The organism is Daejeonella oryzae DSM 19973 (genome assembly GCF_000422945.1).
Lineage (GTDB): Bacteria > Bacteroidota > Bacteroidia > Sphingobacteriales > Sphingobacteriaceae > Daejeonella > Daejeonella oryzae.
Genome location: NZ_AUHA01000002.1, coordinates 279,468 through 298,869 on the forward strand (window position 1 = coordinate 279,468; position 19,402 = coordinate 298,869).

Consider the following 19,402-nt stretch of genomic DNA (forward strand, 5'->3'; position numbering starts at 1 on the left):
TCTTCAATTTTTTAAAACAAAATGTCAAACGATCATAAAGAAAACCTTCAAAAATCTGATAAGCCTGTTTCAGGCACAGGAAATTTCATTCAGGAAAACACAAAAAGTTTAGCAGTTATCGGCGGAGCAATTCTGGCTATGGTGCTTTTATACTTTGGATATCAGAAGTTTTATTTAGCTCCAAGAGCTGAAAAAGCTGCAAATGAAATGTTCAGAGCAGAATCATATGCTGCCAGTGATTCATTAACTGATAAAGCTTTGAAAGGTGATGGTTCTTACCCGGGCTTTGAAACTATTGCTGATGAATATTCAAATACAAAATCTGCCAACATTGCCAATGCTTATTTAGGTGGTTTGTATTTAAAAAAGGGCGAGTTTCAGAAAGCAGCAGATGCGCTGGGTAAATATAGCAGCACCGGAAGTCCGGTAATTGATCCGCTTGTTTTGGGTATGCTTGGCGATTCGTACAGTGAATTAAAAGATTACAGCAAAGCAATAACGTATTATAAAAAAGCAGCTGATAAGAGCAAAAACTCTTTCACTTCTCCATTATTCTTAAAGAAATTAGGTTTGGTGTACGAAGAGGAGAAAAATTTCAAAGCTGCCGCTGATGCATACAAAACAATTAAAACAGATTTCCCCGAAAGTTTTGAGGCTTCTGTAATTGATTCGTATATCGCCCGTGCAGAAGCACAGCAATAATTTTTCAAAACATATATCTATTCAAATGGTTGTCGATGAATTTGGCAACCATTTATTATTTTAGGCCATGGCAACAAATCTTAAAAACTTATCTAGTTTTTCTCATTTAGAGATTCCATCTGCAAAATCTTACAAGTTCGGTATAGTAGTTTCGCAATGGAATTTTGAAGTAACTGGTGCATTGTATAATGGAGCTTTAGAAACACTTTATAAATACGGAGCTCTTGAGCATAATATTCAAACTCTTCAGGTACCGGGCAGCTTTGAATTAACCTCCGGCGCCGATCTCTTATTAGGCTTTAAACAGGTTAATGCAGTTATCTGTCTTGGCTGCGTTATACAGGGAGAAACCCGCCATTTTGATTTTATTTGCAACGCCGTAGCCAATGGAATATCAAATGTTTCAATTAAACACAACAAACCGGTTATATTTGGCGTATTAACCACAGATAATTTACAACAAGCTCTGGATAGAGCTGGCGGAATTCATGGTAATAAAGGCGAAGAAGCTGCTGTTACAGCCATTACAATGGCTCAGATTCAGCATAATCTGGTGAGTTAAAACAATTTGATTTCCGGCAAAAAAAATATAGTTTTATAAAAACTGCATCTTATATGAAAAGATTAGTAATTGGTATACTAGCATTATTTATAGTTACAACAGTGTTAGAATCCTGTTCTTCTAAACTTTGTCCTGCTTACGGCTCTTATCCTAAATCCCGGAGAAACTAATCAGCAAAACATTTTCCCGTCATTTTTCTTTATTGTAAACTGTAATTTCAGGATGTGTTTGCATATTGCATACATGCCTGATTTTAAGTTAAATAATATTCAATGAAACAGATCTGCTATACGCTTGCTCTTGTTTTTTTGGCAGCGTCTACCCTATTTGGCCAGTCAAAAACTGAAGTTGTAAATGCCGTTTGGAACAGTGCGGGAGGCAAAAAAGTTTGGGAGCAATCCCGGTATATTATGTTTGAATTTGCTCCCGAAAGAGATGGAAAAACGGTTACCAGCCGAACTCATTTATGGGATCGCTACACCGGAGATTATCGCTTTGAAACTAAAACATCCGACAATAAAAGTCTTCTGGTTTTATTTAATGTGCAGAATCAAAAAGGGCAATCTTTTATAGATGGTGCAGCGGTTCCTGACTCTCTCAATGCAGTTAATCTTAAAAAAGCCTATGCTTCTTTTGTTAATGATTCTTACTGGCTACTGGTCCCTGTTAAACTGGAAGATCCGGGAGTTAATTTAGAACTTAAAGATGCTGAAGAAGTTGATGGAAAGAAATATAACGTTCTGCACCTTGATTTTGACAAGGTTGGGCTAACGCCGGGAGATCAGTACTGGCTGTACATCGATCCGGCTACTGGAACAATTAATCGCTGGAAATTTTTATTGCAGGGCCAGAAAGAACCCGGCATTTTCACATGGACTAATTATAAAGACCTGGGTGGCGGTCTTAAACTTGCTACCCGCAAACAAAATATTAATCAAAACAGTGCCATCAACTTCCCTATTGCAACAGTATTAGTTAGTGTGGACCCGGAAAAATTTAAAAAGCAATGAAGTGGATTTCTTTAGAATCAAATGAACAATTACAAACGATTAAATCATCAGCTGATGCTTCTGTCATATTTAAGCACAGTACCAGATGTTCTATCAGCATGATGGCTAAACGGAAATTTGAATTGGATTGGGAAGCTATTCCCGAAAATATCAATTTATATTTCCTGGACCTTATAAAACATCGTGAAATATCTAACGCTATCGCCGATATTTTTCAGGTACAGCATCAATCTCCCCAGCTTCTGTTAATAAAAAACGGAGAATGCATTTATGAGACTTCTCATGGAGAAATTTCTGCAGAAGAAACCGCAGAACAACTTACGGCTTAGAAAATAAAAAACCAGAAGCAAAGAACAAGGATTAGATAATCTTAAATTCTTATTCTTTGCTTCTTACATTTTTACTCATTTCCGCCAAAATTAAAAACCAGGTTTTGTATTAAATCCGGGTGAACACTTTTGGCAACAGGGCAATTTTCAGCAGATCTTTTAAGTATCAATTTATCTTTTTCAGAATAATCACCTTGCGGCAAATTAAACGTTATCTGAATTTCCCCAACACGTCGAGGATCTGAAGCCATAATTTTTGTGATCGAGCAGGTTGTTCCATCCATGTTAATATTATGCTCTTGGGCAGCTATTCCCATAATGGTTAACATGCAGCTTCCCAAAGCAGAAGTTAACAAGTCGGAAGGAGAAAATGCTTCTCCTTTACCCTTATTATCTAAAGGGGCATCGGTTATAACTTTATTGCCGGATAGTACATGAGTTGCCTCAGTTCTCAGTTCGCCAAGGTATGTGGTTTGTATGGTTGCCATCTTCATTAATTTGTGAGTTTCAAAAATGAATAAAAATTGCTGACTTACTGACTAATCTGCATTTTTTTACGGTTCCTAAATACACTTAAGTGTCAAAATCTGAATACTGGTTTCTCCCCTCCCAAATCTTCCTTAAAATAATTACTTTTGCTGTATGATCGATTTGCCGGTTATTCCCGTAAACCAAATGCAACGTAAGCCCAACTGGCTTCGTGTTAAACTTCCGGTAGGAAAAGAATATGCCCATGTAAGGGGCTTAGTTGATACTCATAAGCTGCATACTATCTGCGAAAGCGGTAATTGCCCGAATATGGGCGAATGCTGGGGCGCCGGTACAGCAACCTTTATGATTTTGGGTAATATTTGTACCCGTTCCTGTTCTTTTTGTGCCGTAGCAACTGGCAGGCCGCTCGCTGTTGATTTAGATGAGCCGGAAAGAGTAGCTAATTCAGTGAAATTAATGCAGGTTAAACATTGCGTAATTACTTCGGTTGACCGTGATGATTTGAAAGATGGTGGATCTACTATCTGGGCAGAAACGATTAATGCTATTCGTCGTGAAAGTCCTGAAACAACATTGGAAACATTAATTCCTGATTTCAGAGGAATTTGGGCTAACCTGGCAACAGTATTAGCTGTACGGCCGGAAGTGGTTTCACATAATCTGGAAACAGTTCGCCGCTTAACGCGTGAAGTACGGATTCAGGCAAAGTATGATCGCAGTCTGGAATGCCTGCGCCATATATCAGAAGCAGGTTTAAGAACCAAATCAGGTATTATGCTTGGTCTGGGAGAAACGGAAGAAGATGTTTTAGAAGCTATGCAAGACCTGCTGAATGTTGGTGTGCACATTCTTACTTTAGGTCAGTATTTACAGCCTTCCCGAACGCATCACCCTGTCATCGACTGGATCACTCCGGAACAATTTGAAAGGTACAAACAAATTGGCCTTGAGATGGGTTTCAGATATGTAGAAAGCGGTCCTCTGGTACGGTCTTCCTATCATGCTGAAAAACACTTATTTGATTTTTAAATGCAAGCTTCAACTTTACACCAATTGAATAAAAAAAAAATAACCCTTTCCGAGACCGAACTTATACATGCTCTCAGGCAAAAGGATAAAATTGGAGCTGAAGCTTTATACGACATGTATTCCTCCTCATTATATGGGGTAATTTACAGAATTGTACAGCATGAAGAAATAGCTGAAGATTTACTTCAGGAAACATTTGTGAAGATATGGAACTCTTTCCACTCCTTTGATTCGGCGAAAGGAAGGCTTTTTACGTGGATGGTTAATTTAGCCCGGAATCTTTCTATAGATAAAATTCGTTCTAAAGATTTTAGAAATAATTCTAAAAACCAAGACATTGAAAACACCGTAAATTTCATCGATGAACAGAAAAGCACTGCCATCAATCCGGATATACTGGGCGTGAAAGACCTTGTGGATAAATTAAAACCGGACCAGAAAAGCATTTTAGATCTTGTTTATTTCAGAGGTTTTACTCACGTAGAAGCAGCTGAAGAGCTGGGTATTCCTCTTGGAACAGTAAAAACCAGACTACGAATGGCTATTATAACTCTGAGAAAATTTTTTAATTAAAAAGTGGAAGACATACAATCATATATTGAAAGTGGCATTTTAGAGCTTTACGTTATGGGCGATTTAAGCCCTGAAGAAAAGCTTAAGGTGGAACAAATGGCTGTTCAGCATCCGGAAATCCGGACTGAGATTGCCAGCATTGAATCCGGACTGGAACATTACGCTTCGGCCTATGCAGTCAGTCCCTCTGCAAATTTACGCGAACGCGTTCTTAATCAACTTGAAAAATCTGAAACTGTAACCAATTTAAATACGACTACAGTAACTTCAATTAATTCGGCAAAATCAAATACATTTTATAAATATGCTTTTGCAGCTTCTGTAGCATTGCTGTTATTGAGTACTATTGCCTTGTTTGTTTTATATACCCGTTTACAGGAATCCAATCAGCAATTAGCCATTCTTGAAACCAATAATCAGCAATTTTCTAACCGTGTAAATTTCATGATTGATCAACTGGATCAAACTCAGCAGACATTAAACATACTGCGTAGTCCGGAAGTGAAATTAATAAAACTTGCAGGTACCAAGCAGGCGCCTCAGGCGAGCATGATGGTGGCATTTAATCCTGTTAAAGAAGAAGTAATGATTGATATGTCGGCGATGAAAATGCCCGAAAATGATACCACTCACCAATACCAGTTATGGGCAATGGTTGACGGCAAGCCGGTAGATCTTGGGGTTTTTGATATGAAGACTGATGACTCGGGAATGAAAAAAATGAAAACTGTTACTAATGCACAGGCTTTTGCAGTTACTTTAGAACCCCGCGGTGGAAGTGTTAACCCAACCATGGATCAAATGATGGTGATAGGATCAATCTAAATTCTAACTGTTGTTTGCCAACGAGTTTATAACCGAGGGGATTTTCGAAATAATATATCTGGGCGGGATGCAATACATTCCGTCTTTTTTATGTGCTATATCGCCGCAAAGTGCATGGATATAACAAGCAGCAATTGCTGCTTCATCTGCCGCATATCCCTGAGCCGCCAAAGCAGTAATAATTCCGGTTAATACATCTCCCATTCCGCCGCTGGCCATCGCCGGATTTCCGTTCGGATTGATGTGTATATTTTTATCCGGAGTAATAACAAACGTATATTGATTCTTCAGTAGAATCACAATCTGTAATTCTGAAGCTTTTTCTCTTGCCAGCTGAAGCCTGTCCCACCAGTTATCATTGGTACCAAATAGCCGGTCAAATTCTTTTACATGAGGTGTGATGATTGTATTTAACGGAAGCAGCTTTATCAGTTCTGTATTTTTTGATAAAATAGTTAAAGCATCGGCATCTAAAATCAACTGAAGTGATTCCAAATTTAAGGCTTCTTTCAAAAGACTGATTTCCTCTAATCCAATTCCCAATCCCGGACCTATCGCTATAGTCTTAAATTTGCCGGACCTGATTTGAGAAATATTATCATCTCCTCTAACTAAAGCCATCACTTCAGGACAATAGCAATTTAATGCTGTTAATCCCTGCAGCGGAATGCAGGCTGTAGTCAATCCGGAACCGGCATGCAAGCAAGCATCAGCACATAAAAGTGCGGCTCCCATTGTTGCTTCACTCCCGGCTATGATTAATGAATGTCCGTAAGTTCCTTTGTGTGAAAAATTTCGCCGTGCTTTCAGAATATGATGAATATCAGAATCTTCGGTCAACCTCCATTCACTTTCAAGCGATTGAATAAAATTATCGTCCAAACCAATATTCACAACCTTAAATCTCTTCAATGCTTCCGCGGATTCAGGGAAGAAAAAATTTATTTTAGGCCTCTGAAACGTAAGGACCAGATCTGCATGAATGCAAACATTTTTTGTATCGATTTTACCTTCAGCAAAAAATCCTGATGGAACATCTATCGAAACAATTTTTTTATTCTGAGAATTAATATGGCGAACAAACTCTTTCAAAAAGCCATCTAATGGCTTATTTAATCCCGAACCTAAAAGCGCATCAATAATCAGATCTGAACTTTCTAAAATTAGATTATCATTTTCATGGATCTCCAAAACCGTGATACCGGTTAGTTTGAGTCTTTTCAGATTTTCGTCAAAATCAGCCGTAGACTTTTCAGAAAAACGAACTACCTGAACTGAAACTTTCTCATAGCCTGCTTCTTTCAACAATCTGGCTACTGCCAGTCCGTCTCCTCCATTATTCCCGGTTCCGCAATAGATACAGATTGAAATATTAATATCCGGAAATTCAGATTTAAAAGCTCCAACAAAGGCACAGCTTGCAGATTCCATCAAATCTAATGATGAAACAGGTTTATTCTGAATGGTGTATTGATCTGTTAAGCGAATTTGTTCACAGGTAAGAAGGTTTAGCATTCTTAAAAATAGAGATTTTCGAGCTTCTTAACTACCCATTTCTTTCTTTAAAAAAATACCGGTATGTGATTTTTTCACTTTTGTTAATCCTTCCGGAGTGCCGGCGAACAAAATTTCTCCTCCTCCTTTACCTCCTTCTGGCCCCAGATCAATCACCCAGTCGGCAACTTTTATCACATCCAGATTATGCTCTATTACCAAAATGGTATTTCCATGATCAACCAAACGGTTGAGTACGCCAAGTAAAACGCTGATATCTTCAAAATGCAAACCTGTGGTAGGCTCATCCAGAATATAAAAGGTATTTCCGGTATCCTTTTTTGATAATTCAGTAGCGAGTTTTACCCGTTGTGCTTCGCCTCCTGATAATGTTGTGGAAGATTGACCCAATTTAATATAACCCAATCCCACATCATTCAGCGTTTTAATTTTGCGATAGATAGCCGGTATCGGTTCAAAAAACGGAACTGCTTCTTCAATGCTCATATCCAGAACATCGCTTATGGATTTTCCGCGGTAGCGAACTTCCAAAGTTTCCCGGTTATACCGTTTGCCGTTGCATTCTTCACATGGAACCTGAACATCCGGCAGGAAATTCATCTCAATCACTTTCATTCCCGCTCCCTGACAAGTTTCGCATCTGCCGCCTTTTACGTTAAATGAAAAACGACCGGGTTTATATCCCCTGATGCGGGCTTCGGGAAGCATCACATATAAATTTCTGATATCAGAAAAAACACCGGTATAGGTTGAGGGGTTAGATCGCGGTGTGCGACCGATTGGGCTCTGATCAATTTCAATCACCTTATCGATATGTTCCAGACCTTCGATCTTTTTATAGGGCATCGGCTTTTTCTTTGCCCTGAAAAAATGATGATTCAATACCGGATACAACGTTTCTGCAATCAATGTAGACTTGCCGCTTCCTGAAACCCCGCTTACGCAGATGAATTTACCGAGCGGAAATTCTACTGATACATTTTTTAGATTATTGCCTGTAGCATTTTTGATAATTAATGATTTCCCGTTACCTTCTCTACGGGCTTGCGGGACGGAAATTTCTTTCCTTCCGCTGATGTAATCATTTGTTAATGTGTTTGCTTTCGCGAATTGCTTTGGAGTTCCCTGCCCAACAACTTCACCTCCATGAATTCCCGCTGCTGGTCCCATATCGATAACATGATCTGCTTCCATGATCATATCTTTATCATGTTCTACAACCAACACGGTATTTCCTATATCCCGAAGATTTTTTAAAGCTGAAATTAACCGGGCATTGTCCCGCTGATGAAGCCCGATACTGGGCTCATCCAAAATGTACAAAACATTTACCAGCTGCGATCCTATTTGGGTAGCCAGCCGGATCCGCTGTGCTTCTCCTCCTGATAAAGTACGTGCAGTTCTGTCCAGGGTGAGATAATTTAATCCCACATCCAATAAAAATCCAATCCGGGATCTGATCTCTTTCAGAATTTCTTTTGCAATGGTATTTTGACGATCACTTAATTTTGATTCAATATCTTCAAACCATGATGAAAGAGTTGAAATATCCATACTCGCCAATTCAAAAATACTTTTCTCACCAACCTTTATATGCAGCGATTCCTTTTTTAAACGGGCTCCATGACATGTTGGACAGGTTTTCAAAACCCTGAAATTTTCAAGGTCTTCGCCAATTGCATCCCCTCTTTTTTCGGTTTGCTCTTCCAGCATCTTAATTATTCCGTCGAATGAGATCTGGTAATTCTGAACATTCCATTTATTGTATTCAACAGGAACAGTAATAATTTCCGGAGCGCCGTTGAGAATAATTTCAATTATTTCAGCAGGGATTTTTTCAATAGGCGCCGATAATGAAAAATTGTATTTTTTTGAAAGTGCTTTAAGGATTTGAAAAACCCATGTTTCGCGGTATTCGCCTAGAGGAGCCAATCCTCCCTGCATGATACTTAATTTGGGATTTGGAATAACCGAATGCTGATCTACTTCAAATATATACCCCAGGCCACCGCAACGGTCGCATGCACCATAAGGTGAATTGAACGAAAATGTATTTGGCTGAGGTTCGTCATATGAAATCCCGGAAATGGGATCCATTAGAAACTTACTATAAAAATATTCATTGTTCTCTTTGTCGCTGATTTTCATGATGCCTTTAGAGACTTTCATGGCCGACTGTATGGAATCGTACAAGCGTTTTTTATCTGCCTGACTCACCAACAGACGATCAATCACCATCTCAACATCGTGAATTTTATAGCGATCGAGTTGCATTTTTGGAGTAATATCCAGAATTTCTCCGTCCACGCGAACTTTTAAATAACCTTGTTTCCTGATCTGTTCAAAAAGTTCACGGTAATGCCCTTTCCGGCCTTTAACTACCGGCGCAAGAATATTGACAGCCTGACCATCGAATTTTTCAAGAATATTTTTAATGATCTGATCTTCAGACATCCGTTCCATCTTTTCACCCGTCACATAGGAGTAGGCATCCCCAATACGGGCAAAAAGTAAGCGCATGAAATCATAGATCTCAGTGATGGTCCCTACGGTTGAACGGGGGTTTTTGCTGGTGGTTTTTTGTTCAATAGCAATAACCGGACTTAAACCAGAGATTTTATCAACATCAGGCCGTTCGATTCCGCCCAGAAACTGGCGGGAATAAGCACTGAACGTTTCCATATAGCGCCGCTGCCCTTCCGCATATATGGTATCAAAAGCTAATGATGATTTTCCACTACCACTTAAACCCGTTATAACAACCAGTTTGTTGCGTGGAAAAGAAACGTCAATATTTTTTAAATTATGAACCCGGGCACCCAAAACTTCAACTTCACTTTGCTCCCCAAGGTCGGTATGTGATTTACTCATATATAAAACAGCAGTCTGAAAAATTTTGTAAAGATGCGATTTTTTAAGCTGGCTTTATGTTAAGCCTAAGTCAGAATCATTCATCCTGGAAACAAGAAAAGCCTGAGCATGCTCAGGCCTTTAATTTTTATTAAGATAAATTAGTTCTGTAAAATTTGCATTGCAAGCATATTAGTATTTTGGGCTACAGGTTTAAAATACGCTGTTTTTGGTTGCTTTTTTTCCAGCTTTCTGCTTGCTTTACCTTTATACCCATACAAGCGTGGCTTTTCTATAATCTCTTTCATGGATATCAGCTTGTAAACATAGGTTGCTGTTTCCCTGTTCAGTTTCAGTCTGAAATAATTATCCTCATCCTGACGAGCCATTTGTCTTTTTAAACTTCCTTCTCCAATATTGTATGCGGCAGCAGCCAATGTCCAGCTTCCGAATTCTTTATATAAAGAGCGCAGATATTTAGCAGCTGCTACAGTTGATTTAACAACCTGCTGACGTTCATCAACCTCAGAATTTACACGTAAGCCGAAGTCACGGGCCGTCTGGGGCATAAATTGCCAGTAACCTGAAGCACCTTTTGGAGATGTACCGGCCTGAAGCCCGCTTTCTACAAGGGGCATATATTTAAAATCAGCTGGTATTCCGTAACGTTTTAAGATAGGTTCCATCACCGGAAACCAAATTGCGGCTTTTTGATGCAGCTTATTTGTTTGAAGTTTACTGTGTTTATGAGAATCAAGCATCTTCTTCATTCTCCATTTTACTTTTACTTCCTGTGCCGGAAGATTTTCATCGGCGAAGCTTAAAGTCTGATAGTAATTTACTGTTTCTATTTCTTTTTCCGGATGCTGTTCATTAAACTTTATTACTTCAATGGGGTTAATTCTGGAACTGAAAATAAATAATTTTGCAGTAAGTAAAATGACCAGCATTAAGCCACAAGTAATCATATGTTTTTTTACCATTTATTCCTCTCTTTTTTAAGTTAAAAGCTAAAAAGTTTCCAAAAGTACAAAATATAAGTCTAATTATCAAATAGTTAGCAAAAACTGCTGTTTCAAGTCTCGCAAAACACTATGATTTTTCGTTCATAAATTCATACTAAAAACGATCCCTATCCGCCCGAATCCGTAATTTTTGCGTACATTTGTAGCCGCTCTTTTTAAGAGTTTAAAAGTGTATCATGCCATTCAAAAAAAACAGGAACAGTCGCGACGACAAGTCCAGCAACTTCAACAAATCTGCCCGACCGGAGCAGGGATCTTCACAAACTAACCGGAGTAAATTCGAAAGACCCGAAAGTTCTAACAGCACGAAAAAGAAATTGTTTGGGGAAGACCCTAAGCGCCCCTTCAAAGCAGGATTCGGGAAACCGGGTTTTAACAAAGAAAACAGATCATTCTCCCGCTCTGCCGGCGATGATTCCCGGACTGATAAAAAAACCTACAACAGTGACCGATCTTTTGGAGAAAAGAAATCGTTTAACTCAGAAAGATCATTCAATCCGGATAATAAACGCTCGGATGGGAAATCTTTTGGAGAGAAAAAATCATTTGGAAGCCGCTCTTCATTTGGCGATTCCCGTTCAGAGGGAAGATCATTCGGCAATGATCGTCCGCAAGGTGATAGAAAGCCATATGGTTCACGCCCTACCGGAGATGATAACCGCTCAGAAAGAAAACCATACGGATCACGTTCTACTGACAGCGATAACAAAGGAGAAAGAAAGCCATACGGAGATAGACCGCAAGGAGAAAGAAAACCATACGGCTCACGTTCTAACGACAGCGATAACAAAGGAGAAAGAAAACCATACGGAGATAAGTCACAGGGAGATAGAAAGCCATACGGCTCACGTTCTAACGACGGTGATAACAAAGGAGAAAGAAGATCATACGGAGATAAGCCGCAGGGAGAAAGAAAGCTATATAGCTCACGTTCCAACGACGGCGATAATAAAGGAGAAAGAAAACCATACGGAAATTCGGAGCGAAGCGGAGCCGAAAGAAGCGCTGCTCCCAAAAGATTTAATGACAAGCCTTTTAAATCCCGATCATCTGCGGATGATTCCGGTTCATTTGAAAGACCTAAATATAAAAGTGATGATCGTCAGTGGAGTTCAGAAGAACGACTGAAATCAAATAACAGAAGTAAAAGACCAAGCGTTGCAAAAGATGACGACGGAACAATCCGTTTGAACCGTTACATTGCCAATGCCGGAATATGTTCACGCCGTAAGGCCGATGAATTAATTTCTGCTGGAGTAGTTTCTGTAAACGGGGAAGCCGTTACAGAACTGGGTTTAAAAATTGATCCGTATAAGGATGTGATCCGTTATAACGGAGAAACTCTGAAGCGGGAGAAAATGGTGTACGTTCTGCTGAACAAGCCCAAAGATTATATCACTACTACGGAAGATCCTCAGGAACGTAAAACCGTGATGAGTCTGGTTGAAAAAGCTTCCCGTGAACGTATCTATCCGGTTGGAAGACTTGACCGTAATACTACCGGTTTGCTTTTGATGACCAATGACGGGGATCTTGCAGAAAAACTATCGCATCCAAGAAATAACGTAACTAAAATATACCAGGTTGAACTTAACCGCAATTTATCCCAGGGAGATCTGAATAAGATTACATTTGGTTTAGAGCTTGAAGATGGTTTGATTAAGCCCGACCAGGTTACTTATGTTGCCGGAGGAGCTAAAAATGAAATCGGCATTCAGATTCATAGCGGAAAGAACAGAATTGTGAGAAGAATTTTTGAAAGCCTTGGATATGAAGTTGTAAAACTTGACCGTGTGGTGTATTCACATCTTACCAAAAAAGATCTTCCGCGTGGCCGCTGGAGATATTTGGAAGAAAAGGAAATCATCCAGTTGAAACACCTGATAAAATCTTAATTAAAAAATACCTCCGGAGACCAGGAGGTATTTTTTTTATATGCTTTGCAGCAGAACGTATTAAGCTTATCTTGCTTTTATGAAATTTACTCTGTTGCTATTTTTGAATTCACTTATCCTGCTTGTTCCCGCCATTTCTTCAGCCCAAAGAACTTCCAAAAAAGGATCATACAATCTTCTTATCGGCACCTATACTACCACCGGTAAAAGCGAGGGAATTTATATCTACCATTTTAATTCCCATACGGGAGAATTTAAATTTAAATCTCTGGCAAAAGGGGTAGAAAACCCCTCTTATCTCTGCATTTCTGAGAATCAAAACTATGTATATGCCGTCAACGAGTTAGGTAAATCGCTTGGATCGCTTAGTTCATTCTCCTTTAATTCGCAAAAAGGGGAATTAACTTTCCTGAACAAAGTTTCTTCTATGGGCGATGATCCCTGTTATATCAGCATTGATAAAGAAGGGAAACATGTATTTGCAGGGAATTATTCCGGAGGAAATTTGTCCGTTTTCAATACACTCGAAAATGGTTCTTTAACTGAAGCCATTCAGACAATTCAGCATACGGGGAATAGTATAAATACCAAAAGGCAGGAGAAGGCTCATGTGCATTCCACAGTTTTGTCCCCGGATGAAAAAATGTTGTTTGCGGCAGATCTCGGAACAGATAAAATTAATTCTTACAGCATCAGCCATTCTGAAAGAAGCAATGTGCTAACTCCCAGCACTCCTGTTGCCGTTAAAGCCGGCAGTGGTCCACGCCATTTAACATTTCATCCAAAGAGAAAATTTGCCTATCTCATTCATGAATTAACTGCTGAGATTTCCGTTTATGATTATCAGGAGGAAGATCTGAAACTGAAACAAACGATTAGTATGCTTGATTCGGGATTTAATGGAGCTGTTGGAGCCGCTGATATTCATATCTCCGGAGATGGGAAATTCCTCTATGCTTCTAATCGCGGCGATGCCAACGAGCTGGTAATCTATTCTATTGCAAAGAATGGTGAATTATCCTTTACAGGAAGGCAATCTTCAACCGGAAAAACACCCAGAAATTTTGGTCTCACTCCCGACGGAAAATTCCTGCTGGTAGCCAATCAGAATAGTGATGAGATTGTGATTTTTAAAAGAAATAAGAAAACCGGGCTGCTTTCAGAAACCGGTAAAAAGATAGCTGTAGGCGCTCCTGTTTGTTTACTCTTTGCAGAGACTCGGTAGCAATGTTAATTAACCAGAGTTTTATCTAATACTTCCTTATAATATTCTTCATAAAGAGGCAAAATTAAACTCAGGTCAAAATCTTTTGCACGTTTAAGAGCGTTTTCTTTAAAGAGCATGAGCGTTTCATCATCTTTTAAAATATGAATGGCGTGTCCGGCCATAGCGTCAATATCGCCGATGTTATCCATAAAACCCGTTACACCGTTAACATTTAATTCGGGTAAACCGCCGGTGTTTGAGGTGATTACAGGTACTTTACAGGCCATAGCTTCTAAGGCAGCCAGACCAAAGCTCTCTGATTCTGACGGCATGATAAAAAGATCAGAAACAGAAAGAATCTCTTCAACAGCATCCTGCTTACCTAAAAAGCGGACATTTTCGCTAATATTTAGTTCCCTGCATAATTGCTCGCAATATACTCTGTCCGGACCATCCCCCACCATGAGTAATTTTGAAGGAACTTCTTTTAATATTTTTTCAAAAATCCGAACCACATCCTGAGTTCTTTTTACTTTTCTGAAATTGGATGTATGAACAATTATCCGTTCGTCCTGTGGAGCGATTGCCTTTTTAAAATGATCTTTAGGCTTTAAGGTAAACCTCTTCAAATCTATAAAATTAGGAATGACCCGAATTTCATTTAATATATCAAAATGCTTATAAGTGTCTTCTTTAAGGTTTTGAGAAACAGCAGTTACACCATCAGATTGATTTATTGAAAACGTAACCACCGGTTTATAGGTAGGATCTTTCCCAACCAATGTAATGTCTGTCCCGTGAAGAGTGGTTACAACCGGAATTTGTATTCCAAAAGTGGCTAATATTTGCTTGGCCATAAATGCGGCAGAAGCATGGGGTATAGCATAATGAACATGCAGCAAGTCTAATTTTTCAAACCTTACTACATCTACTAATTTACTGGCCAGCGCTAATTCATAGGGTGCATAATCAAATAAAGGATAGTTGGATACAGATACTTCATGGTAAAAGAGGTTTTCTGAAAAGAAATCCAGTCTTGCCGGCTGACTGTAAGTAATGAAATGTACCTGGTGACCATTATCGGCTAAGGCCTTACCTAATTCTGTAGCTACAACTCCACTACCACCGAAGGTAGGATAGCATACAATCCCTATTTTCATCTGTTTAAATCGTTTTGTAATTTAATGATTTTCTGTTTGCAGAAGATTAATTCTGCCATTTTATTAAATCAAAAAATAATGAGATCAAAAGCTTGTCCAAATATTAATAATGGCATTAATTAATTTGAAAAGTCAAATCCAAAATAAAGGTTTTGAAAGGATATAAATGTTTGCTGATTGTAACAAAAAAGCCAGCTGATTAGCTGGCTTAAGTTATTATTAATTATTCTGGTTAGGAACAAATTCAACTTTCGACTTCATTTCATCAAGTTCAGATTCCAAATCTTTTATTTTTCTTTCCAGATTTCTGATTTCAGTGGTTGATTTGTCCAGGTCGTTATTTAGTTTCCGGGCTCTTTTAGCATCTCTTGCTGACTCTTTGGCAGCATTATCGGCCTTGCGGGATAAGCTCTGATCACCGGGATTTCGGCTCAAACGTGCAGATAAATCCTTTGCTCTTTCTGAAGAAGCGGATGCCTGTTTATTAATATTATCAACATCAGATACCAGATTAGCATTCCGAAGCTTTTCTTTTTCAAGTTCAAGCTTGGTATTATTAAGTTCGGTTGACCTCTTCAGAACTTGCTCCTGAGTTTCAAGCTTATCTATATTCGGATTGCTCAATTTTGACGAACAGGATGTAATAAATACTGAAACGATCAGCATTAAACTCCAGGTATTTATTGAATTTCTCATAGTGTGGTTTTTTCTTAAAATAAGTAAAATTAATTTAAAACCCTTATTTACCTGCAATATCACTTTTAATAATAGAATTATATACTACGTCCTGAATTCTGCTCCTGATATTTAACTTCGACAACTGATCACTTACCTCCGGGTTTACCCGGTTCGACAAGAAAATATAAACCAAATTATACTTCGGATCTACCCAAACACAGGTTCCGGTATAACCCGTATGACCATACGTTTCGCTCGATGCCAGTTTAGACGGATAGCCGTTTTTACTTTCCGGATCCCAGCGATCAAAGCCTAAACCCCTTCGGCTGGCCGGAGATTGACGGGCAGTAAATAAATCCACAGTTTGAGGTCTAAAATAGGTTTGGCCGCCGTAACTGCCGCGATTTAAAAGCATTTGATACAGAATTGCCAGATCATTTGCGGTTGCAAACAAACCCGCATGACCTGCAACTCCCCCTGCCATTGCCGCTCCCTGATCATGAACATATCCTTCCAATAAGGTTTTCCTGAAATGAATATCATTTTCAGTGGGGATGATCTGATCTTTCGAGAATCGGTTTCTGGGATTAAAACCGGCAGTTTTCATCCCCAATGGTTGATAAAATTCTTTCTGAACATAGTTTTCAAGGCGCTGGCCCGATTGCCTTTCAACAATATCCTGCATAAAATACATGCTTAAATCGCTGTAAACATATTTGCCGCGGGTTAGAACCGGGCTTTTAAGCATTTGTGGCCACATTACTTCTTCAAAATACCGCTTACGCAGATAATAATTATCTGCTACTTTAACAGGATAAGCAGAGGAAGAATCTGACTGATAATCCGTCGATTTTATACTTTTATAAAAAGGAATAAAGGGCACAAATCCTGCCTGATGCATCATTACTTCTTTAACGGTTATTTCATTTTTACCGTTTTTACGGGCTTTGGGAATATAAGCGCCGATGTTTGTATCCAGTTTCAGCTTTTCCTGCTCATATAGATGCATCACAGACATGGTGGTAGCAGAAATTTTAGTGATAGAAGCAAGGTCAAAAATATCGGTAATTTTTGTAGGAATAGTAGCGGCATAGGTATGACTTCCATATGCTTTGTTGAAGATCACCTTTCCATCTTTAATAACCATTACCACTGCTCCCGGCGTTGCTTTTTCGCGTATTGCTTCGGCAACAATATCATTTATCGGATTAAGATCCGAAGTATTAATTCCTACTTCTTCGGGAACAGAATATTTAAGACGGGTTACAGAGGTTTCAAATCCGCTTCCATCAGTATATTTTTGAGATATATTTTTTTTCAGTTTTGCTTTCGCGGAAACGCCACCAAAAACCAATTGTGCTGTATACGCTGCGGCCTCATCTGATTTTTTCTCTGTCCAGATAACCGGTGCATTGATTGCGTCAAGTAATTTTAAACTTTTATCATCGCCGTTTAAACAGATTATAATCTGTTTATTACGCTGATTGTCAAGCAAAAATCCAATAGTTGCAGGGTCTTTAACCGATTGATCAGTAAGTTGTATTATTACCGTATTAAAAAACTTCAGGTCATCACTCAGGTCGTCAAGAGTTAAGGAATCAGAATTATAAGCTGTTGCAGAAAAACTGCTGACCGAGGAATACTTGTTCAATAAGCTGTCAAACACAGAAGAGTAAACAGAGCCCATATTTACGCTCGCAATTTTTAAAGCCTCTATGTTTTTTAAAGGAACTATCTTTTTTTGATTGTTAAGCAACACCGTACTTCGCTCCAAAACTTTATCTTCAAAAAGCTTCTTCTCGTTCTCACGATGGTCTGAGTTTTTTGCACAGGCAGTTAAAGAAAGTATTTGCACTATGCAAATGGCCAGAAAAGGCACATATAATTTCATCAGTTTATTTACTAAATACATTTTCACCATTTACAAAAGTTTTTAAAATTTTACTGTTTAATAGTTTGCTGTCTTCAACTTTCAAAATATCCTGATCCATAATAATAAAATCAGCAAACTTTCCGGCCTCAATGCTGCCTTTTTCCTTTTCCTCAAAACTTCCTTTAGCAGCCCAAATGGTCATGCCGCGTAATGCTTCTTCCCTGCTTAAGGCATTTTCCATCTGAAAACCTTTATCAGGAAAACCTTTGGAATCTTTTCTTACAGTTGCAGCATAAAACGTGAGCATGGGATCTATATTCTCTACCGGAAAATCTGTTCCAAGTACCAGCCAGCCATTTTGCTGCAGCAATTGCTTGTATGCGTACGCAGATTTCAACCGCTCTGCACCAATCCGATCTCCGGCCCAGTACATATCAGAAGTGGCATGCGTACTCTGAACTGATGGGATGATATTATTTTCGCCAAATAATTTAAAATCGTCAGGAGACAGAACTTGTGCATGTTCAATCCTCCAGCGTAAATCATTTTTACCATTTAATATACGGCTGTAAATTTTCAATATTTCTCTGTTCGCCGAATCTCCAATAGCATGGGTATTCATTTGAAATCCTTTATCGTAAATTTTACGGGCTACATTTTCATAATGATTGCTGCTGCTTAGCAAAAAACCGGTTTGATTGGGTTTATCTGTGTAGGGTTTCAGCATACAGGCTCCTCGAGAACCTAAAGCACCATCGGCATAAACCTTAAATGAGCGGACATTTAATCTATCGGTTTTAACGGCGCCCTTTTTAAAAAGATAATTATAATTCAATGAATCATCTGAAAGCATAACGTATATACGCATTTTCAAATCATTACTTTTTTGCAGATTATCTATGATATCGACAGTCGGAAAGTCCAGTCCGCAATCAACAACTGATGTTAAGCCTACAGCAAAACAATTTTTCTGCGCATCAAGCAAAGCTTCTCTGGACTGGGTTGCATTTGACCCGAGGATTTTTGAGTAGATCAAATTTTGAGCGTTATCTATTAAAATACCGGTCAGTTTACCGTTAACCATTTCAATATTTCCACCTTCCATTTTCTGACCAGGTTTTACATTTCCCAAAGATAAAGCGGCCTGGTTGGCGATAATAGCATGACCGTCTATCCGGGTTAAAACCACCGGACGGTTGGGAAAAAGTTCATTTAATTTTTCATTGGAAGGAAAATTTTTCTCTGACCAGTCGTTCTGATCCCATCCCCGGCCAATGATCCATCCTTCTTTATTTTCAACAGCATATACTTTTAACTTTTCGAGAATCTCTTCCCAGCTTTGAGTTCCTACCAGGTCTGCATTCTGAAGTCCTTCACCATACCGGTAAAAGTGTGCATGTCCGTCTATAAAACCCGGGTAAATGGATTTACCTTCGGCATCCAGCAATTCTTTAGATTCGTATTTTCTTTTTAAGTCATCAGATTTCCCGACTTCCAGAATTTTCCCATCAGCAACAGCAAATGCTTCGGCAACAGAAAACTGGTCATCTACGGTGTAAACTCTGGCATTAAAAACAAGCAGATCGGCCTGTTTTTTTGTGGAGCAGGAGGCTAATAAAACAGCCGACAATAAAAATAAAAAGGTTTTCATGCGGTAAATATAAACCATAGAGACGA

Annotated in this window: 17 protein-coding genes; 9 read left to right on the top strand and 8 right to left on the bottom strand. The window is 38.9% G+C overall.

What is annotated here, in order from left to right; translation table 11 throughout:
* Positions 1 to 21 precede the first annotated feature (21 nt).
* The 4 genes from G521_RS0101450 to ytxJ all read left to right on the top strand — a co-directional run bounded on the left by G521_RS0101450 (position 22) and on the right by ytxJ (position 2,603).
* Complete coding sequence (locus G521_RS0101450) at positions 22 to 702, top strand: tetratricopeptide repeat protein (RefSeq protein WP_026896921.1); 681 nt, start codon at positions 22 to 24, stop codon at positions 700 to 702.
* A 67-nt stretch (positions 703 to 769) separates the two neighbouring features.
* Complete coding sequence (ribH, locus tag G521_RS0101455) at positions 770 to 1,264, top strand: 6,7-dimethyl-8-ribityllumazine synthase (RefSeq protein ID WP_026896922.1); 495 nt, start codon at positions 770 to 772, stop codon at positions 1,262 to 1,264.
* Positions 1,265 to 1,536: 272 nt separating this feature from the next.
* Complete coding sequence (locus G521_RS0101460; RefSeq protein ID WP_026896923.1) at positions 1,537 to 2,274, top strand: DUF6503 family protein; 738 nt, start codon at positions 1,537 to 1,539, stop codon at positions 2,272 to 2,274.
* Positions 2,271 to 2,603 (top strand): bacillithiol system redox-active protein YtxJ, encoded by a 333-nt coding sequence (gene ytxJ, locus G521_RS0101465; protein ID WP_026896924.1) that lies wholly within the window; start codon positions 2,271 to 2,273, stop codon positions 2,601 to 2,603. The genes G521_RS0101460 and ytxJ overlap by 4 nt, the downstream gene beginning before the upstream one ends.
* A gap of 71 nt (positions 2,604 to 2,674) precedes the next feature.
* Here the strand turns inward: ytxJ and G521_RS0101470 are convergent, their stop codons facing one another.
* Positions 2,675 to 3,091, bottom strand: coding sequence for an OsmC family protein (locus G521_RS0101470; protein ID WP_026896925.1), 417 nt, complete (start codon positions 3,089 to 3,091; stop codon positions 2,675 to 2,677).
* A 154-nt stretch (positions 3,092 to 3,245) separates the two neighbouring features.
* Here G521_RS0101470 and lipA point away from each other — a divergent pair, with 154 nt between their 5' ends.
* From lipA to G521_RS0101485, 3 genes are read left to right on the top strand one after another with little or no spacing between them, the layout of a single operon-like run.
* On the top strand, positions 3,246 to 4,124 hold the full coding sequence (gene lipA, locus G521_RS0101475) for a lipoyl synthase (RefSeq protein ID WP_026896926.1): 879 nt from the start codon (positions 3,246 to 3,248) through the stop codon (positions 4,122 to 4,124).
* Positions 4,125 to 4,148: 24 nt separating this feature from the next.
* Positions 4,149 to 4,697 carry an RNA polymerase sigma factor gene (locus G521_RS0101480; protein WP_026896927.1) on the top strand — a complete coding sequence of 183 codons (549 nt, stop codon included), beginning with the start codon at positions 4,149 to 4,151 and terminating at the stop codon, positions 4,695 to 4,697.
* A 3-nt stretch (positions 4,698 to 4,700) separates the two neighbouring features.
* Positions 4,701 to 5,522 carry an anti-sigma factor gene (locus tag G521_RS0101485; RefSeq protein WP_036677989.1) on the top strand — a complete coding sequence of 274 codons (822 nt, stop codon included), beginning with the start codon at positions 4,701 to 4,703 and terminating at the stop codon, positions 5,520 to 5,522.
* Positions 5,523 to 5,525: 3 nt separating this feature from the next.
* Here G521_RS0101485 and G521_RS0101490 read toward each other — a convergent pair whose 3' ends face one another.
* The 3 genes from G521_RS0101490 to G521_RS0101500 form a co-directional block, all read right to left on the bottom strand.
* Positions 5,526 to 7,037 (bottom strand): NAD(P)H-hydrate dehydratase, encoded by a 1,512-nt coding sequence (locus tag G521_RS0101490; RefSeq protein WP_026896929.1) that lies wholly within the window; start codon positions 7,035 to 7,037, stop codon positions 5,526 to 5,528.
* Positions 7,038 to 7,064: 27 nt separating this feature from the next.
* Positions 7,065 to 9,908: an excinuclease ABC subunit UvrA gene (gene uvrA, locus G521_RS0101495; protein WP_026896930.1), complete on the bottom strand. Its 2,844-nt coding sequence runs from the start codon at positions 9,906 to 9,908 to the stop codon at positions 7,065 to 7,067.
* A 140-nt stretch (positions 9,909 to 10,048) separates the two neighbouring features.
* On the bottom strand, positions 10,049 to 10,870 hold the full coding sequence (locus G521_RS0101500; RefSeq protein WP_081674997.1) for a lytic transglycosylase domain-containing protein: 822 nt from the start codon (positions 10,868 to 10,870) through the stop codon (positions 10,049 to 10,051).
* Between the two features lie 359 nt (positions 10,871 to 11,229).
* Here G521_RS0101500 and G521_RS0101505 point away from each other — a divergent pair, with 359 nt between their 5' ends.
* Positions 11,230 to 12,807, top strand: coding sequence for a pseudouridine synthase (locus tag G521_RS0101505; protein ID WP_456072972.1), 1,578 nt, complete (start codon positions 11,230 to 11,232; stop codon positions 12,805 to 12,807).
* 79 nt (positions 12,808 to 12,886) lie between these two features.
* Positions 12,887 to 14,032 (top strand): lactonase family protein, encoded by a 1,146-nt coding sequence (locus G521_RS0101510; RefSeq protein ID WP_026896933.1) that lies wholly within the window; start codon positions 12,887 to 12,889, stop codon positions 14,030 to 14,032.
* 5 nt (positions 14,033 to 14,037) lie between these two features.
* On the opposite strand, the gene bshA is transcribed toward G521_RS0101510, so the two are convergent.
* The 4 genes from bshA to G521_RS0101530 form a co-directional block, all read right to left on the bottom strand.
* Positions 14,038 to 15,174 carry an N-acetyl-alpha-D-glucosaminyl L-malate synthase BshA gene (bshA, locus tag G521_RS0101515; protein ID WP_026896934.1) on the bottom strand — a complete coding sequence of 379 codons (1,137 nt, stop codon included), beginning with the start codon at positions 15,172 to 15,174 and terminating at the stop codon, positions 14,038 to 14,040.
* A 219-nt stretch (positions 15,175 to 15,393) separates the two neighbouring features.
* Positions 15,394 to 15,870, bottom strand: coding sequence for a hypothetical protein (locus G521_RS0101520; protein WP_155975630.1), 477 nt, complete (start codon positions 15,868 to 15,870; stop codon positions 15,394 to 15,396).
* A gap of 43 nt (positions 15,871 to 15,913) precedes the next feature.
* On the bottom strand, positions 15,914 to 17,764 hold the full coding sequence (locus G521_RS0101525) for a serine hydrolase domain-containing protein (RefSeq protein ID WP_245580816.1): 1,851 nt from the start codon (positions 17,762 to 17,764) through the stop codon (positions 15,914 to 15,916).
* A complete protein-coding gene (locus tag G521_RS0101530) occupies positions 17,748 to 19,376 on the bottom strand; it encodes an amidohydrolase (protein WP_026896937.1) in 1,629 nt (542 codons plus the stop codon). The genes G521_RS0101525 and G521_RS0101530 overlap by 17 nt, the downstream gene beginning before the upstream one ends.
* Between the last annotated feature and the right edge of the window lie 26 nt (positions 19,377 to 19,402).

Excerpts from the sequence above, each read along its gene's own strand:
- G521_RS0101450 (WP_026896921.1), top strand. The coding sequence starts at position 22 with ATGTCAAACGATCATAAAGAAAACCTTCAAAAATCTGATAAGCCTGTT.
- ribH (WP_026896922.1), top strand. The coding sequence starts at position 770 with ATGGCAACAAATCTTAAAAACTTATCTAGTTTTTCTCATTTAGAGATT.
- G521_RS0101460 (WP_026896923.1), top strand. The coding sequence starts at position 1,537 with ATGAAACAGATCTGCTATACGCTTGCTCTTGTTTTTTTGGCAGCGTCT.
- ytxJ (WP_026896924.1), top strand. The coding sequence starts at position 2,271 with ATGAAGTGGATTTCTTTAGAATCAAATGAACAATTACAAACGATTAAA.
- G521_RS0101470 (WP_026896925.1), bottom strand. The coding sequence starts at position 3,091 with ATGGCAACCATACAAACCACATACCTTGGCGAACTGAGAACTGAGGCA.
- lipA (WP_026896926.1), top strand. The coding sequence starts at position 3,246 with ATGATCGATTTGCCGGTTATTCCCGTAAACCAAATGCAACGTAAGCCC.
- G521_RS0101490 (WP_026896929.1), bottom strand. The coding sequence starts at position 7,037 with ATGCTAAACCTTCTTACCTGTGAACAAATTCGCTTAACAGATCAATAC.
- uvrA (WP_026896930.1), bottom strand. The coding sequence starts at position 9,908 with ATGAGTAAATCACATACCGACCTTGGGGAGCAAAGTGAAGTTGAAGTT.
- G521_RS0101500 (WP_081674997.1), bottom strand. The coding sequence starts at position 10,870 with ATGGTAAAAAAACATATGATTACTTGTGGCTTAATGCTGGTCATTTTA.
- G521_RS0101510 (WP_026896933.1), top strand. The coding sequence starts at position 12,887 with ATGAAATTTACTCTGTTGCTATTTTTGAATTCACTTATCCTGCTTGTT.
- bshA (WP_026896934.1), bottom strand. The coding sequence starts at position 15,174 with ATGAAAATAGGGATTGTATGCTATCCTACCTTCGGTGGTAGTGGAGTT.
- G521_RS0101520 (WP_155975630.1), bottom strand. The coding sequence starts at position 15,870 with ATGAGAAATTCAATAAATACCTGGAGTTTAATGCTGATCGTTTCAGTA.
- G521_RS0101525 (WP_245580816.1), bottom strand. The coding sequence starts at position 17,764 with ATGTATTTAGTAAATAAACTGATGAAATTATATGTGCCTTTTCTGGCC.
- G521_RS0101530 (WP_026896937.1), bottom strand. The coding sequence starts at position 19,376 with ATGAAAACCTTTTTATTTTTATTGTCGGCTGTTTTATTAGCCTCCTGC.